This window comes from Actinoplanes sp. NPDC051861, from assembly GCF_040681145.1.
In the GTDB taxonomy this organism is placed as follows: domain Bacteria; phylum Actinomycetota; class Actinomycetes; order Mycobacteriales; family Micromonosporaceae; genus Actinoplanes.
Map to the genome: position 1 here is coordinate 169,383 of NZ_JBFAYE010000017.1, position 16,056 is coordinate 185,438.

Consider the following 16,056-nt stretch of genomic DNA (forward strand, 5'->3'; position numbering starts at 1 on the left):
GGGAACGCCCTACCTACCCGCAATAGGGAACTGCACCTCCGTGAGCAGTTCCTCCTGCGCAACCGACCGCGGGTCGTTGAGATAGACCTCGCGAGGCGGCCCCGCGTGCTTGTGCCCCTGCTCCTCGATCCACCCCGAGACGTAGTGATAGGCGGGTGAGATCTCGGCATATGGCCCGCGATGAATGGTGGCGGCGGCCTGGGAGCCGGGGACCGTGACCGCTCGGACCGGGCCCTCGGGGAAGCGGGTGGCCGGTGGGACGGGGATGCAGATCTCGACGTCGCCGGCGGTCTGTTCGTCGATGACGTCGTGGTAGACGACGAACGGCGGGCCGGACGGGTGCGTGCCGGCGGTGGTGATGGCCTGGATCAGGGTGCCGAAACCCTGCTGGATGTCGGCGCCGATGGCGGCCAGGCTGGTGTGCAGGGTGACGGTGGCCGCGTGCTGGGGCTCGACCTGTTTGACGGTGACCTCGTAGGGCATGACGGTCCCTCCTCGTGCGATGAGTCGTTCGAGGAACCGCAGCATCCGTTCCTGCTCGGCCAGTCGTTCCAGCAGGCGCTCGCGGTGCACGGCCAGGCGTTTGCCGGTGATGTCCGGGTCGTCCTCGGTGAGGATGTCGCGGATCTCGTCGATGGGCATGCCGGTCGCGCGCAGGATGCGGATGGCCTCGGCCCGGTTGGCCTGGAGACGGCCGTAGAAACGGTAGCCCGAGGCCGGGTCGACTCGCTCGGGAGTCAGCAGGCCCTGCTCGTCGTAGAAGCGCAGCGCTTTGATCGACAGCCGGGTCATCCTGCTGAAACGGCCGATCGGGATCAGGTCGGTCATGGGTCCCTCCTTCCTTGGCCACCAGCATTCTGTCTCCCCTTGGGGGAGGGTCAAGGAAGGAGGGACAACCTGCCTCAGAGCGAGACGACCCGCCCGCCGAGGGTGACGACCAGTTTGCCGTCGGAGGCGAAGGACCAGGCCAGGGCGCCGGTGTATGAGGCGCACCGGGAACCGTTGGAGCCGGACCAGAACTGGTTGGAGCTGTCCGAGTTGCCGATGATCCGGTCGTTGGTGCCGCTGCCGCTGCGGCAGGACGTGTTGTTGCGGAAGGTCGACGAGCCGGCGTCGAAGTTGAAGTTGCGCTCGGTGTTGTCGATCGACAGGTTGTTTGAGATCGTCATGCTGCCGGGGTTGCTGTTGTACGTGAACCCGTGCTTACCGTTCTTGAACGCGATACTGCGCCGCACGATGTGGTTGACCCCGATGTCCTCGCCGCCCAGCTTGTACCCGTTGCGGTCACCCGCGCCGGCCTGACCGCCGTTGCTCAGGGTCCCGTTGTTGTACGCGATCGAGTCCTCGATCGTGACCACACCGATCGGCCCGGTGTCCGTCTTGGTGTAGAGGTCCCACCCGTCGTCGATGTTGTTGTGCGACACGGCGTAGCGGAACACGTTGCCCGCACCGACGGTCAGCTTGGCCGCGAACCCGTCCGCGTCCTCACCGTCGGAGTCCGCGTTGTCGTGCGACTCCGACGAGAGCACCAGGTTGTTCGCCGGCCACTGCGAGTTCGGCGTGTCCGAGGCGATCCGCGAGATCTGCAGGCCGCTGTCACGGTTGTAGCGGGTCACCGTACGCTCAATGATGTTGTTGCTGCCGCCGATGAAGACGCCGTTGTCACCGGCGCGCTCGACGACGAGGCCGGAGACGTGCCAGTAATTGCCGTTGATCGCGAGACCGCGCGCGGTGGTGTCCTCGGCCTGCGCGGAGAAGTTCAGGATCGGCGTCTCACCCGGGTAGGCGACGATCTTCTTGAGCGCGCCCGAGGAGCCGTTGTTGCCCGGAGCGATCGTGATCGTCGACGCCGAGCTGTAGGTGCCGCCCCGCATGTAGATCGTCCCGCCGGCCGCGATCCGGGTGATGGCCGAGGCGAGCGTCGTCGGCGCGGCCTGGGTGCCGGCCGCGGAGGCGGAACCGTTGGGTGCCACATAGAGGGCACCGGAGACGGGCGGAGTGGAGGTCGACGGCGACGCGGAGGGCGAGGAGGACGGGGACGACGTGGGGGACGAGGTGGGCGGCGTGGTCCCGCCGGTCGTCACCACGACGTCGTCGAATCCCGCCGATGCATATGCGGTCTGAAGTCCGATTCGTCCCGCAGCAGCCACCGAACTGCTGCCAGATCCGACACTCGTCCCGTCGATCGACGCGCTGATCGTCGTTCCACTGACGCTGAGGCTCAACGAATACCAAGAACCAGCTGCAATTGTACGAGACAAACTGCCCAAAACCGACACATTGCCACTGTTCACCGCTTGCAGTTGCGCCTGGTTCCCCGGCAACAACGCCAGCCGGTAGAACGTCGTGGAACTCCTGGCCCGCGCCAGCAGCCCCACGAACCCGCCCGAGGAGAACGACAGCGGCTTCACCCGAGCCGACAGCGTGTAATCGGTCCAGGAGGCGTCACCCGCGAAGTTCCGGGCGTTCTCACTACTCGCGTTGGTCTGCCGCAACGTTTGGGTGCCGTCCGCCACGACACTCCAGGTGCCGCCCGATTTCGACCATCCGCTGGTGCTGCCTGATTCGAAGTCCGCGGTGAACGCGGTGGCCGCCTCGGCGCTGGTCACCGTGGCTACGAGAGCTGCGGTGACCAGCGTCGCGATCCCACCGGCACCGGCCAGCCGGCGCAGCCGGCGGGCACGGGGAGTTGGTGCCATGAAGAGATTCTCCTGTCGGGAATGGATTCCGCCGGTAAGGACGCGAAATGACAGCGTCCATTACTGAATGGGGATCCGGCGGGGTCCGGGGACGGTTGTTCCGTGTTGGAATCTGCCACCGGCCATCTCCGACCGTCAATAAAATCCATTTGCAGGTTTGTTGCAGGAACGACGATCCCGAGGTCAGGCCCGGCGCGGCGACCGTGCCAGATAACCGTGCGGGTACGGCAGAGGCAGCTCCCCCGCGGCCGTCAGCCGCTCCATCGTCTTGTCATCCAGCGCCCACCCCGCCGCACCCAGGTTGTCGTCCAGCTGAGCGATCGTCCGCGCCCCGACGATCGGCGCCGTGACCCCCGGCCGCTGCATCAGCCACCGCAGCGCCACCTGGGCCGGGCTGCGCCCCAACTCCTCGGCCACCGCGATCAGCGTGTCGGTGACCGTCCAGGTCCGCTCGTCGACGCTGTTCTGCCAGTCCCCCAGCCACGGCTGCTTGTCGCCCTCCCACCGGGTGTCCGCCGGCGCCGACGTCATCCCCCGCCGGTACTTGCCGGTCAGCCAGCCACCGCGCATCGGCGACCACGGGATGATCCCGACGCCCTCGTTGAGCGCGACCGGCACGAGTTCCAGCTCCACCTCCCGGTCGATCAGGTTGTAGAGCGGCTGCATCGCCACGAACGGCTCCCACCCGCGGAACCGGGCGACGTCCACCGACTTCTGCAGCTGCCAGCTCGCGTAGTTGCTGACGCCCAGGTGCCGCACCTTGCCGGACCGGACGAGTCCGTCGAGCGTGGACAGCGTCTCCTCGATCGGGGCCGACTCGTCGAAACAGTGCAGCTGGTAGAGGTCGATGTAGTCGGTGCGCAGCCGGCGCAGGCTGTCCTCGACCGCGCCGAGGATGTGCTTGCGCCCGGCACCGATCGAGTTCGCCCCGCCGCGCCCGGTGTCCCAGAAGAACTTGGTCGCGATCACCACGTCGTCCCGCGAATGCGCACGGCCCGCCAGCCAGTTGCCGATGATCTCCTCGGACGCGCCCCCCGCGTACACATCCGCAGTGTCGATGAAATCCCCGCCCGCCTCGGCGAACCGGTCGAGCAACCGGTGCGACGCCGCCTCGTCAGCCTCCCTGCCGAACGTCATGGCTCCCAGACAGAGTTCGCTGACCCGTAGTCCACTTGCTCCCAGAAATCGATGTTCCATACCGCAATCCTGCACCACCTCAGGCGAGCAGGTCGTGGAGGTGGGCGACGCACTCGGCCACCGCCGGCAGGGCCGCGCTGTGGCCCAGCGACCGCGGCCGCGCGATGTCCACGTCGAGGACCTTGCGGACCCGCCCCGGCCGGGGTGTCAGCACCACGACCCGGTCCGCCAGCAGGACCGCCTCCTGGATGGAGTGGGTCACGAACACCGTGGTCGCCGGCCGGGCCAGGTGCAGGTCCTGCAGCTGGGCGGCCAGGTCCTCGCGGGTGAGGGCGTCGAGGGCCGAGAACGGTTCGTCCATCAGCAGCACCCGGGGCTGCTGGATCAGCGCACGGCACAGGGCGACGCGCTGCTGCATGCCGCCAGACAGCTCGTACGGATGACGGTCGTGGAATCCGGCCAGGCCGGCCGCGTCGAGCAGTTCCGCCGCTCGGGTGCGATGCGGCGGGCGCGGCAGTTTGGCGATCTCCACCGGGAGCATGACGTTGTCCAGGGCGGTGCGCCACGGCAGCAGGGCCGGCTGCTGCTGCATCAGCGCGATCGACCGCCGGGGCGCGGTCACCGGCGTGCCCTCGACGGTCACCGTGCCGGCGGTTGCCGGGAGCAGGCCCGCGATCAGGCGCAGCAGTGTGGACTTGCCGCAGCCGGACCGTCCGATCACCGCGACGAACTCGCCCTCGGCGATGCTCAGGTCGATCTCCTCCAGCGCCGCGACCGCGCCGAAGGAGCGGGACACCCGGCTCAGCGTGATCATCCGCTGATCGCCCTCGCCCACGGCACCAGCCAGCGCTCCAGGGCCACCACCAGGTAGAACAGGGTCGTGCTCAGCACCGCGAGCAGGGCGATCGCGGCGAAGGCGAGCGGGGTGTCGAAGGACATCCCGGACAGGACGATGACCGAGCCGAGGCCGCCGGTGGGGTTGCTGATCTCGGCGACCACGGCGCCGATCACGGCGAGCGAGATGGCCACCTTCAGGCCGACGAACACCTGCGGCATCGCCCACGGCAGGCGGATCTTGACGTACGCCTGCCAGAAGCTCGCCGACAGCGAGCGGCTCAGTTCGCCCAGCTCGGCCGGTGTCGACGTGAGCCCGGCCATGGTGGCGACGACGACCGGGAAGAAGCAGATCAGCACCACCAGGACGATCTTCGGGCGGGCGCCGAAGCCGAGCCAGACCACCAGCAGCGGGGCGACCGCCACCTTCGGCACCGAGTTGAGCGCGACCAGCACCGGCAGGGTGGCGCGTTCCAGGGCACGCCAGGCGGTCAGCACCACGGCCAGCAGCAGGCCGGTGACGACCGCGATGGCGAAGCCGGTGACGGTCGCGGTCAGCGTGGCGCCGGTCTCGCGCAGCAGGTAGTCGGGCTGCTGCCGGAAGGCGGCGACGATGTCCGGCGGCGACGGCAGGAAGAACGAGCGGATGCCGAAGACCGCGGTGCCCGCCCACCAGAGCGCGATCGCGGCGGTCACGCCCAGCACGGGCAGGCCCCACGACCGCGCCCGGGTCACGGGCGGCGGCCCATCGTGGAGTAGGTGAAGTGGCCGCGGATCACCAGCCGCGGATCGGCGGAGAGCAGGCGGAGCCGGTCCAGCTCGGCGTCGGTGAGCCCGGCCGCGCGCAGCCCGGCGCCGACCTGTTCCAGGTTCACCGCGATCAGCCGGGCGCCGGCGGTGCCGCCGGGCCAGGAGTCGGCGCGGATCTCGGTGTGCACGCCGGTGAGGCCGGCGGCGAGCATGGCGGCGTGTGCCTTGCCGCCCCAGGCGGGGTCGGCGCCGTTGGCCGGCAGGAGCCGGCCGACGACGATGCGGTGGTAACGCTCGACCAGAGCGGCGGCGGCCGGGTCCGGTGCGGCGAGAACCACATCGGGGTACGCCGAGACCCACTCCTCCAGCAGCAGGATCCCGTCCGGTGCCAGTGCGCCCGCGAGCCGCTGGACGATCTCGGCGCGGCCGGGCAGGTGTGCCAGGACGAGCCGCGCGTGGATCAGGTCCCAGGGCGGGTCCGGGACGGCCTCCGTCGTGAGGTCGTGGCGCAGCACCGCGTACCCCTGGTTGACCGGCAGGTGCCGCGGGTTGAGATCGGTGGCCAGCACCCGCCCGCCTGGCCCGGCCCGGTCCGCCAGCCATCGGGCCACGCTGCCTCCGCCGGCGCCGAGTTCCAGGCATCGCTTGCCGGTGAGGTCGCCGGCGGCACCGAGGCGGGCCACCGTGAACGGGTCGAGCATCGCGGCCAGGATGTGGTGGCGCTGTTCGGCCGCCGGGTCGTCGTTGTCGAAGGAGTACGTCGCCCTCATCCGGCCGGCACCAGGCTGAAGTCGACCACGGCGTCCGGGGTGAGGCCGGGCTTGATGAGTCCCTCGCCCTCGAGGATGGCGAGTTCCTTGGTGACCCGGTCCCGGTCGATGACGCCGGAGGGCTTCACGTACGGCGCCATCAGCGTGATCTCACCGACCGCGGCCGTGACGTCGGCGGCGGGCTGCGCCTTCTTCAGGATCTGCGCGGCCTCGTCCGGATGGTCCAGTGTGTACTGCAGGCCCTTGAGGGCGGCGTCGCGGAACCTCTTGGTCAGGTCCGGGTTGCCCTCGGTCATCGCGGTGGTCGCGATCAGGCCGTTGCCGAACAGGTCGGGCAGGTACTCGCTGTAGGGCAGGACCACCGTCTTGCGCCCGCCGGCCGCCTTCTCGATGCCGCGGGCGCCGATCAGGAACGTGCTGAGCGCGTCCACCCGGCCGCTGGCGAGCAGGGCCGGCAGCTGCGGCGGCGCGGCGTTGACCCATTCGACCTTCGAGGCGTCGATGCCGGCGAGTTTCGCGTACGCCGGGAACAGCAACTGGTTCACCGAGCCGGTCGCCGCACCCAGCCTGCGACCCTCCAGGTCCTCGGGTTTCGTGATGCCGGAGCCCTCGAGGGTGATAATCGAGACGAGTGTCTGCTGGTGCACCGCGGCGAATGCACGCATGTCGAGGTTCTGGCCCTTGCCCTCGGTGATCCAGGTGCCGGTCAGGTCGAGGTGGCCGAACTGCGCCTTGCCGGCGGCGAGCACCTTGAGGTTCTCACCGGTGGCGGCGCCCAGCTGGATGGTGACGTCGATGCCGGCGTCGGCGAAATACCCCTTCTCCTGGGCGACCCAGGCGAAGGCGTCGCGCCCGACCGCACCGAACGCCGTGAGATAGGTGACTTTGTCCTTCTGCTCGGGCCCGCCCTCCGGGGAGGAGTCACCACAAGCCGAGATCAACAGGACTAATGACAGAGCAATGGCATAGATCCGCTTCATCGCCATGATCCCCCGCGTCGACCGCAAATCCACCGAAACGATACGCCTCAATGGACATGATCGGCGGGGTTCAGGCGGGAGAAACCGTGTGGTGCTGATTGAGCCGCTCGGTGACCGCCTCGGCCGGCAGCGGCTTCGCGAACAGGTATCCCTGCGCCACGTCGCAGCCCAGCTCCCGCAGCGCCTCCGCGGTGGCGCTGTCCTCGACACCCTCGGCGACCACCGTCAGCCCGAGGTTGCGGCCCAGCTCCACAGTCGACTCGACGAGCGCGTGGTCGCTGCGGTCGTTCGTCATGTCCTGCACGAACGACCGGTCGACCTTGAGCTCGTCCAGCGGCAGCAGCTTAAGGTAGGTCATCGACGAGTAGCCGGTGCCGTAGTCGTCGATCGACGTCTTCACGCCGAGCGAGCGGATCCGCCGCATCGCCTCGATGGCGGTGGCCGGGTCGCTCATCACGCTGTGCTCGGTGACCTCGATGCACAGCTGGTCGCCGGGCACGCCGGTCTCCTCCAGCAGGGCCGCGACCCGCTCCGGGAAGCTGGCGTCGAGCAGGCTGCGGGTGGAGATGTTGACGGCCACCGGCACCCGGTGCCCGCCGTCGAGCCACTCCCGCGCCTGGCGCAGCGCCACGCTGAGCACCCGGTCGGTGAACCGGTGGATCAGGCTGGTCGTCTCCAGGACCGGGATGAAGTCGCCCGGCGAGATCGGGCCCTTGACCGGGTGGTTCCAGCGGGCGAGGGCCTCGACGCCGGCCACCGCACCGGTGTCCATCGCGATCTTCGGCTGGTAGTGCAGGGTGATCTCGTCGCCGTTGTCCAGGGCCCGCCGCAGGTCGCCGAGCAGCGTGAGCCGGGCCGCGGTGTCCTGGCCGTGGTCGCCGGTGAACCGGTGGAACCCGAGGCGGTGCTCCTTGGCCTCGCGCATCGCCATGTCGGCGTGCTGCAACAGGGTGGTCACGTCCTCGCCGGGCCGCGCGGTGGCGGCGCCGATGCTGACCTCCAGGTCCACGGTGACCTCGTCGATCAGGAACGGCTGGTCGAAGGAGTCGGTGAGCCGGGCCGCGAGGTTCTCGCCCAGGCCCGCCTCGGCGTCGCGCACCAGAACGGCGAACTCGTCACCGCCGATGCGCGCGACCACGTCCTGTTCGCGTACCGAGGCGCGCAGCCGCTGACCGGCCTGCACCAGCAGCAGGTCGCCGATCCGGTGCCCGAGCTGCTCGTTGACGTCGCGGAACCCGTCCAGGTTCACCGTGAGCACGGTGGTGAGGGAGCCGTGCCGGTCCTGCTCGGCCAGGGCGAGCTGGGTCCGGGTGCTGAACGCGGTCCGGTTCGGCAGCCCGGTCAGCGCGTCGGTGGCCGCCATCGTCTCCACGAGACGGCGGTGCGAGCGGGTCGACCAGAGGAACAGCGCGAGCACGAGCAGGCTCACCGAGAAGGTCAGCAGACCGCCCCACCAGAGCAGACGGGACTCACGCTCGGCGGCCGCCTGGTACTTGGCGTGCTCGGCGAGGTGGTGGTTCATCTCGGCCCGCAGATCGTTCATGATGATCGCGGACTCGGGCTCGATCCAGGTCTGCAGCGTGATCCGCGCCGCCGCCACGTCGCCACGGTCCAGTTCGGCCAGGTACCGGTCGATGGCCGGCTGCAGCCCACGGCGGCGCTCGGCGATCCAGTACGCCGCGTACTCGTGATCGTTGTCGGACGAGACCATCTTCTGCATCGCCGCGCGCACCCAGACACCCACCTGGATGACCTGCCCGCGCTCGCCGGCGCGTGGCTCACCCTGCGAGGCCTGCAGCAGGGCGGTCTCCCAGCCGGCCAGGAAGGCCACCTGCTGGTAGGAGTCGGTGCGATTGGCGTCGGCCGCCACACGCTGCAGGATGCCGGTCTGCCGCCATCCGCCGAACGCCGCGTAGCAGGACAGGGCGGCCAGCATGACGGACAGCGTGCCGGCCACCCATGCCGACGACCAGCGCCGGCCCTTCCGGGTCCATCCCACTGCCCCTCCCCCGCCAGTCCGCCGCAATTGCTTTCCGGCCGCCATGATCGGCGCCGGAGAGAAGCGGTTGACGTGCGGCATTGGTGCAGCTCGGGAGCGGAAACGGCCCGGGGCGGGCCGGACGGCCCGCCCCGGGGTGGAGAAGATTACCGGCCGAACGCCTGGAACTCGGCGATCCGGACGTTGTTGGCCTGCGGGCTGCCGGTGGTGCAGTCGCTGATCGCCCGCGGGTCGTTGTCCTGCTCACCGGCGTAAGCGGGTGCGCCGGTGCACTGGTTGGTGACCACCTCGATGCGCAGGTGGGTCGCGGTCGTCGGCGGGATGTCGAACGACTTGATCTTCAGGTCGTTCACCCGCGGCCGCGGCTGCCCCGACGGGAACGCGTCGGGCCGGCTGGTGAACACGGTCCGGAAGTCGGCCGCGTCCGCGCAGGCGACGGTCGCCGACGCGGTACAGGCCAGGACCTTGAACTGGCGCAGGGCGGAGAAGCGGCTCTGCGTGCCGAGGTCCGGGTCACCGGCGGCGATCGGCGTGCGCAGCTGCGCGCTCACCTGCACCCGCCGGATCTTCTGCGCCTCGCCGGCCAGATCAACGGTGACCTGCTTGCCGGCCACCGGGCTGGCCAGGGACGCCCAGTTGGTGGCCTCGTCGTCGTCGGTGATCCGGGCCAGGTTGACGCCGTCACCCGTGGCCGTCGCGCCGCTCACCGTCGAGGCGAGGTTGCGCGGCAGTTTGACGGTCAGGGTCTTGGACTTGCCGGGCCACAGCGAGGTGCTGCCCACCCGGGCGTGACCGTGGCCGGGTGCCTGGGCGATGAACCCGTACGAGCCGGCGATCAGGCTGACCTGGTCGGTCAGCGGTGTCGCCGGGTCGGTGTCGGCGACCGCGACCGCGCGGGCCTGGTAGTCGCCGACGTACAGCTTCGCGTTCGGCACGGCCTGGCCGTTCTCGTCGACCGGCCGGAACGTGACCGTGGCCTCCTTGGCGTACGGCGAGGTGAAGCCCGGGGTCGGGTTCACGTCACCGGCGCCGACGCTGACCGCGGTCTCACCGAGGCCGCGCTTGGCGAAGGCGTTCCACAGGATGTCCGCGTTCTTCCCGCCGAACCGGACGAGGTCGGCGCCGATCAGCGCGTCCCGGGCGTCGACCTGGCTGTTGGCGCTGTTGGCCAGCAGCAGGAACGAGTCGAAGACGAGCTGGATCCAGCGGCGGTTACCCGGGCACGAGGTGACCGGGGTCTTGCCGACGGCGCAGGACTTCTGCAGCTTGGCGCTGCCGTAGCCGTACCGCTTGATGAACGCGTTGCGGATGTCGTAGTTGGTCGCGCTCCACAGCTCACCCGAGGCGTGCACCTGCAGGCCGACGAAGTCGTAGTCGACCGAGCTGTAGTTGAGCGGGCTGCGGGTCATGTTGTAGTTGCGGATGCCGGCACCGTCGTCGCCGGTCACGTACTCGCCGATGGTGAAGCCCCGGCTGCCCGGCGCCGCGTAGCCGTGCTCGGCGAGGTACTCCACGGAGAGCAGGTCGGACCAGCTCTCGCTCATGCCCTGCGGCGAGCTGAGGCCGCCGTCCGGGCCGGCGATCATGCGGTTGGTGATGGCGTGGGTGTACTCGTGCGCGATCACCGACATGTCGTAGTCGCCGTCCACGCAGGGGCCGTAGAAGGCGCCGGCGATCGGCTGCCACAGGTACATGTTCGTGATCGGCGCGTCGCCGTCCGGCGGCGTGATCTGGTTGGCGTTGTTACGGGCGGCGAAGGTGGGCGGGCCACCGCTGATGCCACCGGCCTGCGCGTTGCCCTGCTCCGGGTCGTCGGCGAGGCCGCCGGGGCGCAGGTTGTCGTCCTGCATGTTCCAGGTCGCCTCGGTGAAGCCCAGCAGGTACGACCAGTCGTGCATCCGGTTGTGCATGGCGAACAGGTTCGCCCGCGCGGCGTCGATGTCGTTGCGCTGCGGGGAGTCGAACGTGGTCGGCGAGCAGCTCTCCTCGTACCACTGGTTGGTCCAGGGGTAGTTGTAGCTGCGGTCCGGGCGCGGGGTGGCCAGCTCGGTGCCGACGGTGAACGCGTCACTGGAGTTCCAGTTGTGCACCGCGAACGAGTTGTTGCCCTTGGTGGTCTGCGTGGACAGGCCGGTCGCCGGGTCCACGTCCCACGCGAGCGGGGACGCCGGGCCGCCGACGACCTCGTCGCAGCCGCGCTCCGGCGTGAAGCACCACGTCTTGCGGGTGTCACGCGAGGAGTTGCTGGTCAGCGGTGAGTTCGGGAAGACCTCCCAGTCCGGGCTGTCGTCGCTGTGCGAGTCGACGATCTCCTCACGGACCAGGACCGCGCCGTCGCGCGCGTCCACGTGCGTGGTGAACGCGACCGGCTCCGCGCCGGACAGGTCGTCGCCGAGGGTCACCTGGTACGCCGCGCGCGGGCCCTGGTCGGCCGTCGGCACCGCCACCAGCTTGGTGTTCAGCACCGTCCCGTCCGGGATGCCGGCGTCGCTCCTGGCGATCCGCTCGGCGTCGGCCGCGGTGATCGTGGCGGGCGCCGGTGCGCCGGCGTCCCGCGAGAGCGACGAGCTCACGTACCACACCTTGCCGTCACGCACGCCCACCGAGAGCAGGCCGTCGACGCCTGCGGGCAGGTCGCCGAAGCGCTGCCGCAGGATGACAGCGGCGCCCTCCCCGAGCGGCGCCGAGGTCAGCACTTCGAGCGCGGCCGCGCCCTGCTCGCTCAGGCCGAGCACCTCGCGGTTGGCCGCGACGTACGCCTTCGCCGCCGCCACCGGCTCCGCGGGCAGCCCGCTGGCCAGAGGCTCGGTCTGCGCGGTCAGCGCGGCCGGGGTGCCGAGCGCGTTCCAGCGCGCGTCGGCGTTGACCTCGGCTGCCTGGGCGCGCTGGTCAGAGGTCGGCGCGAGACGCCCGCGCCGGTTGTCCTTGATCTTCTGATGGTTCTCGTCACCGTGTACCTTGACGCTCTCCGGAGCCCTGGCTGGGCTCGCTGGGGCCGCGTTCCCACCGGATCCTGCGGCGAGAACGAGCACAGCTGCGACGACTGTTGCGGTGGTGCCCGCCAACGCACGGGATGGTGTGCGCACGGTACCTCCTTTTTGGACGGCCATTACCGGTCTCCCCGATCCGATCGCACGGACGGCGGATCTCGACATGGGCCGAACGTCCAGAATAGAAGGTGATCAATTACACATCCATCGATCCCGCGCGGGCCGGCGACGAGCTAGAGGACGGCCTTGATCTCGACCGGGATGCCGTTGAGCACGCTGTTGCCGGACAGCGGATCGATGACCAGGTCGTCGGTCAGCACATTGGAGTTGACGCCCGGGTGCGCGGCCGCCACCGCCGTCCGGATGCCCGGCAGGTCGTGGCCCCAGCCGTGCGGCAGGCTCACCACCCCCGGCATCACCCGGTCGGTCACCTCGACCCGCGCCGCCAGCCCGCCGGCACGCGACGTGACCTGAGCGTCGTCGCCGTCGGTGAGCGCCAGCCGTTCCGCGTCGTGCGGGTGGACCTGCAGCGTGCAGCGGTCACGGCCCTTCACCAGCGCCGGCACGTTGTGCATCCAGCTGTTGTTGGACCGCAGGTGCCGGCGCCCGATCAGGACCAGTGGCTCGCGGTCGCGGTCCAGCGCGCCGCGCAGGCGCCCGGCCTCCGCGACGATCGCCGGCACGCACAGCTCGACCGTGCCACTCGGCGTCTTCAGCACCTCCGGGATGCGCGGCCGCAGCGGCCCGAGGTCGATCCCGTGCGGGTTGGCGAGCAGCTGCCGCACGGAGAGGCCGTAGGCGCCGGCTCGCAGGGCCACGTCGAGCAACCGCTCGGCCGGGCCGTCCGCGTCGACCTCACCGGCCGGGAGACCGCTTCTGGTCAGCGCCTGATCGAGCAGCATGTCGTGTACGAGCGCCGGGCCGGCATCGGCGCCCTGCCCGGAGGCGATCAGGATGAGCCGGGCCAGCACGTCGCACTCGTCCATGCCGCCCGGATCCGGCGGCAGCACCGGCGGTGAGTACGCCGCGAAGTTGCGCACCGACAGCGCGAGGAACGAGAAATCGTAGTGCCCCTTGCGCGCCGGATCCGCCGGCGGCAGCACGACGTCCGCGTGCCGCGTGGTCTCGTTCAGGTACGGATCGACGCTCACCATGAAGTCGAGCCCGGTCAGCGCCCGGTCGAGCCGGCCGCTGTTGGGCGCCGACAGCACCGGGTTGCCGGCGATCGTGATCAGAGCGCGGACCTGCCCGTCGCCCGGCGTCTCGATCTCGTCGGCGAGCGTCGCGACCGGCAGCTCGCCCTTGACCTCCGGCAGGCCGCGGACCCGGCTGCGCCAGCGCCCGGTGGTGAACCCCTTGCCACCCGGCCGCGGATTCGGCCGCAGGTGCGGTGCGAGCGGGAACATCACGCCGCCCGGCCGGTCCAGGTTGCCGGTGAGCACGTTGATCACATCGACGAGCCAGCTGGTCAGCGTGCCGAACTCGACAGTGCAGGTGCCGATCCGGCCGTAGACCGCCGCGGTGGGCGCCGCGGCGAGCTCCCGCGCGAGCCGGCGGATCACCGCAGGTGAAATATCCGTTTTGTCCGACACGGCCTCGGGCGGGAAGGACGCGGCCAGCTCCCGCACCTGCTCGACACCGGTCACGTGCCCGGCGACGTCGCCCAGATCGGCCAGGCCCTCCTCGAAGAGTGTGTGCACGATCGCGAACAACAGGAACGCGTCCGTCCCCGGCCGGATGAACAGGTGCTCGTCGGCGTGCTCCGCGGTCCGCGTGCGCCGCGGGTCGACGACCACGAAGCGACCGCCGCGCGCCTGGATCGCCTTGAGCCGCCCCGGGAAGTCCGCGGCCGTGGCCAGGCTGCCGTTCGACTCCCACGGGTTCGCCCCGAGCATCAGCAGGAAGTCGGTCCGGTCCAGATCGGGGACTCCGATGATCAGTGGATTGCCGAACAGGTAGCCGCAGGAGACGTGCTTGGGCATCTGGTCGACCGTGCTGGCCGAGAAGATGTTGCGGGTGCCGACGGTCTTGAGCAACGGGGTCAGATAGAGACCACCCGACATGGTGTGCGCGTTGGGGTTGCCCAGGTACATCCCGATCGCGTCGCGGTCGCCGAGGAAGGGCCGCAGCCCGGCCTCGACCACCCGGAACGCCTCGTCCCAGGACACCTCGACGTACTCGCCGTCGCGTCGGACCAGCGGCCGCCGCAGCCGGTCGGGATCGGACGTGAGCTGCCCGAACGTGGCGCCTTTCGGGCACACGAAGCCGTGGCTGAACACGTGCTCACGGTCACCGCGCGCCGCGACGATCTCGGTGTCGGTCACCGTCAGTTCCAGGCCGCACGCCGCTTCGCAGAGCGGGCACGTCCGATAAGCCGTCCGCATGGGCGCCGCCTCCCGGTCCGGTTACTCGCGGGTATCCTGTCAAACCCCGCGGCTCCCGCCAACCGGTCGCGCCCGTTCTCCCCGCCCCTGCCCAGGTGGACACCCCTCTCAACAAGGGCGAGCAGGTGCGGAGAGAACGGGCGACAGGTCAGGCGGCGGCGCAGGTGACCGCCGGGACGCTGTTGGTGCCGGTCCACGATCCGAGGAACCCGAACGACGTCGTGCCCCCGGCCGACAGGCGGCCGTTCCAGGCGGCGTTGCGAGCCGTCACGGCACTGCCGCTGCTGGTGATCGTCGAGCTCCAGTGACTGGTGACGGTCTGCCCGTTGGCGTAGGTCCAGTTCACCGTCCAGCCGTTGATCGCCGCACTGCCGGCCGTCACCTTGACCTCGCCCTGGAAGCCGCCCTGCCACTGCCCGGTGATCGCGTAGGTGGCCGTGCACCCACCGGCCGGGTTCGACGGCGACGGGGAGGGCGAAGACGGCGACGGCGAGGACGGGGACGGCGACGAGGGCGACGGGGAGACCGGGCCGCCGAAGATCGTGGCCTCCTTGGCGGTGGACTTGATCCCGTTGGCACCGTTGAAGATCCGGTCGCCCCAGGTGGTCAGCGCGCTCGCGTTGAAGTTGGTCACCATGTCGAGGATCGGGTCTGTGTTGCCGCCCCACGACCAGCCGAGGTAACCGAGGTCGCGCTTGACCGCCTCGGACAGGATCGTCTCGTGGTCGACCTGGCTGGAGTCGAACCGCCAGCCGAACTCGCCGATGACGAGGGGCCAGCCCCTCGACTTGAAGTGGTCGAGGTACGCGGTGATCGACGACGCGGTGTTGAAGACGGCGTACATGTGGATCGACAGCACCGTGTTCTTGCGGGTGTCGGCGTCCAGCACGGTCTGCCCGTTGTCCCGCATCGTGTACTGCCAGTCCTGGCCCCAGTTCGGCGCGTCGACCATCAGCAGGTGCTCGAAGCCGTTGGTGCGCATCTTCTGGATGGCCGCGACGGTGGCCGCGGTCCACTGGCCGGCGTTGGTGTTGCCGATCGGCTCGTTGCCGATGTTGATGACGACGTAGTCCTCCTGGCCGACCAGCACGCTCTTCAGCGACACCCAGTAGTTGACGGCCTGGTCGAGGCTGTACGCCGCCGCGTCCTCGCCGTACCCGGTGGTGTCGTGGTTCTCCAGCACGCAGATCATCTTGTTCGCCTTGCACAGGCTGATCACGTTGCTGACGTCGGCGGCGGAGTTCGCGGTCCACCGGCCGCCGCTGAGCACCACCCGCAGGGTGTTGGCGCCCTTGGCCTTGATGTCGGCGAACGACTGGGTCTGCCCGGTGTACCAGGTGTGCATGTGGTTGATGCCGCGCATCACGAACTTCTGGCCGTTGGCCTCGACGATGTCGGTGCCGGAGACGTGCAGGCCGGTGGCGGCGTACGCGGGGGCGACGTGGAACAGGACGGAGGCGGCGGCCGCGACGAGCGCGGCGCCGAGTGTGGCGAGACGGCGTTTCATGACCCT

The 16,056-nt window shown here is 70.0% G+C and carries 11 protein-coding genes; all 11 read right to left on the minus strand.

All coding sequences use genetic code 11. The features are described 5' to 3' along the window. Positions 1-9: 9 nt before the first annotated feature. Entirely contained in the window at positions 10-828 is an 819-nt protein-coding gene (locus AB0M02_RS33845) for a MerR family transcriptional regulator (RefSeq protein WP_364234420.1), read from the minus strand. 74 nt (positions 829-902) lie between these two features. Further along, positions 903-2,699: a family 16 glycoside hydrolase gene (locus tag AB0M02_RS33850; protein ID WP_364234423.1), complete on the minus strand. Its 1,797-nt coding sequence runs from the start codon at positions 2,697-2,699 to the stop codon at positions 903-905. Positions 2,700-2,882: 183 nt separating this feature from the next. Then, the gene (locus AB0M02_RS33855) at positions 2,883-3,896 is read right to left on the minus strand and encodes an aldo/keto reductase (protein ID WP_364234426.1); all 1,014 of its coding nucleotides are present in this window, start codon (positions 3,894-3,896) and stop codon (positions 2,883-2,885) included. 19 nt (positions 3,897-3,915) lie between these two features. Continuing rightward, positions 3,916-4,650 carry an ABC transporter ATP-binding protein gene (locus AB0M02_RS33860; protein ID WP_364234504.1) on the minus strand — a complete coding sequence of 245 codons (735 nt, stop codon included), beginning with the start codon at positions 4,648-4,650 and terminating at the stop codon, positions 3,916-3,918. Next, entirely contained in the window at positions 4,647-5,405 is a 759-nt protein-coding gene (locus tag AB0M02_RS33865) for an ABC transporter permease (protein ID WP_364234428.1), read from the minus strand. The genes AB0M02_RS33860 and AB0M02_RS33865 overlap by 4 nt, the downstream gene beginning before the upstream one ends. Then, positions 5,402-6,190 carry a methyltransferase domain-containing protein gene (locus AB0M02_RS33870; protein WP_364234430.1) on the minus strand — a complete coding sequence of 263 codons (789 nt, stop codon included), beginning with the start codon at positions 6,188-6,190 and terminating at the stop codon, positions 5,402-5,404. The genes AB0M02_RS33865 and AB0M02_RS33870 overlap by 4 nt, the downstream gene beginning before the upstream one ends. Then, entirely contained in the window at positions 6,187-7,170 is a 984-nt protein-coding gene (locus tag AB0M02_RS33875; RefSeq protein WP_364234432.1) for an ABC transporter substrate-binding protein, read from the minus strand. Before AB0M02_RS33875 ends, AB0M02_RS33870 begins: the two co-directional genes overlap by 4 nt. Before the next feature lie 70 nt (positions 7,171-7,240). After that, positions 7,241-9,169 carry a bifunctional diguanylate cyclase/phosphodiesterase gene (locus tag AB0M02_RS33880; RefSeq protein WP_364234433.1) on the minus strand — a complete coding sequence of 643 codons (1,929 nt, stop codon included), beginning with the start codon at positions 9,167-9,169 and terminating at the stop codon, positions 7,241-7,243. 146 nt (positions 9,170-9,315) lie between these two features. Next, positions 9,316-12,255, minus strand: coding sequence for a M36 family metallopeptidase (locus AB0M02_RS33885; RefSeq protein WP_364234435.1), 2,940 nt, complete (start codon positions 12,253-12,255; stop codon positions 9,316-9,318). Positions 12,256-12,392: 137 nt separating this feature from the next. Beyond that, the gene (locus AB0M02_RS33890) at positions 12,393-14,543 is read right to left on the minus strand and encodes a molybdopterin oxidoreductase family protein (RefSeq protein WP_364234436.1); all 2,151 of its coding nucleotides are present in this window, start codon (positions 14,541-14,543) and stop codon (positions 12,393-12,395) included. Between the two features lie 148 nt (positions 14,544-14,691). Then, positions 14,692-16,050: a cellulase family glycosylhydrolase gene (locus AB0M02_RS33895; protein ID WP_364234439.1), complete on the minus strand. Its 1,359-nt coding sequence runs from the start codon at positions 16,048-16,050 to the stop codon at positions 14,692-14,694. Positions 16,051-16,056: the final 6 nt, after the last annotated feature.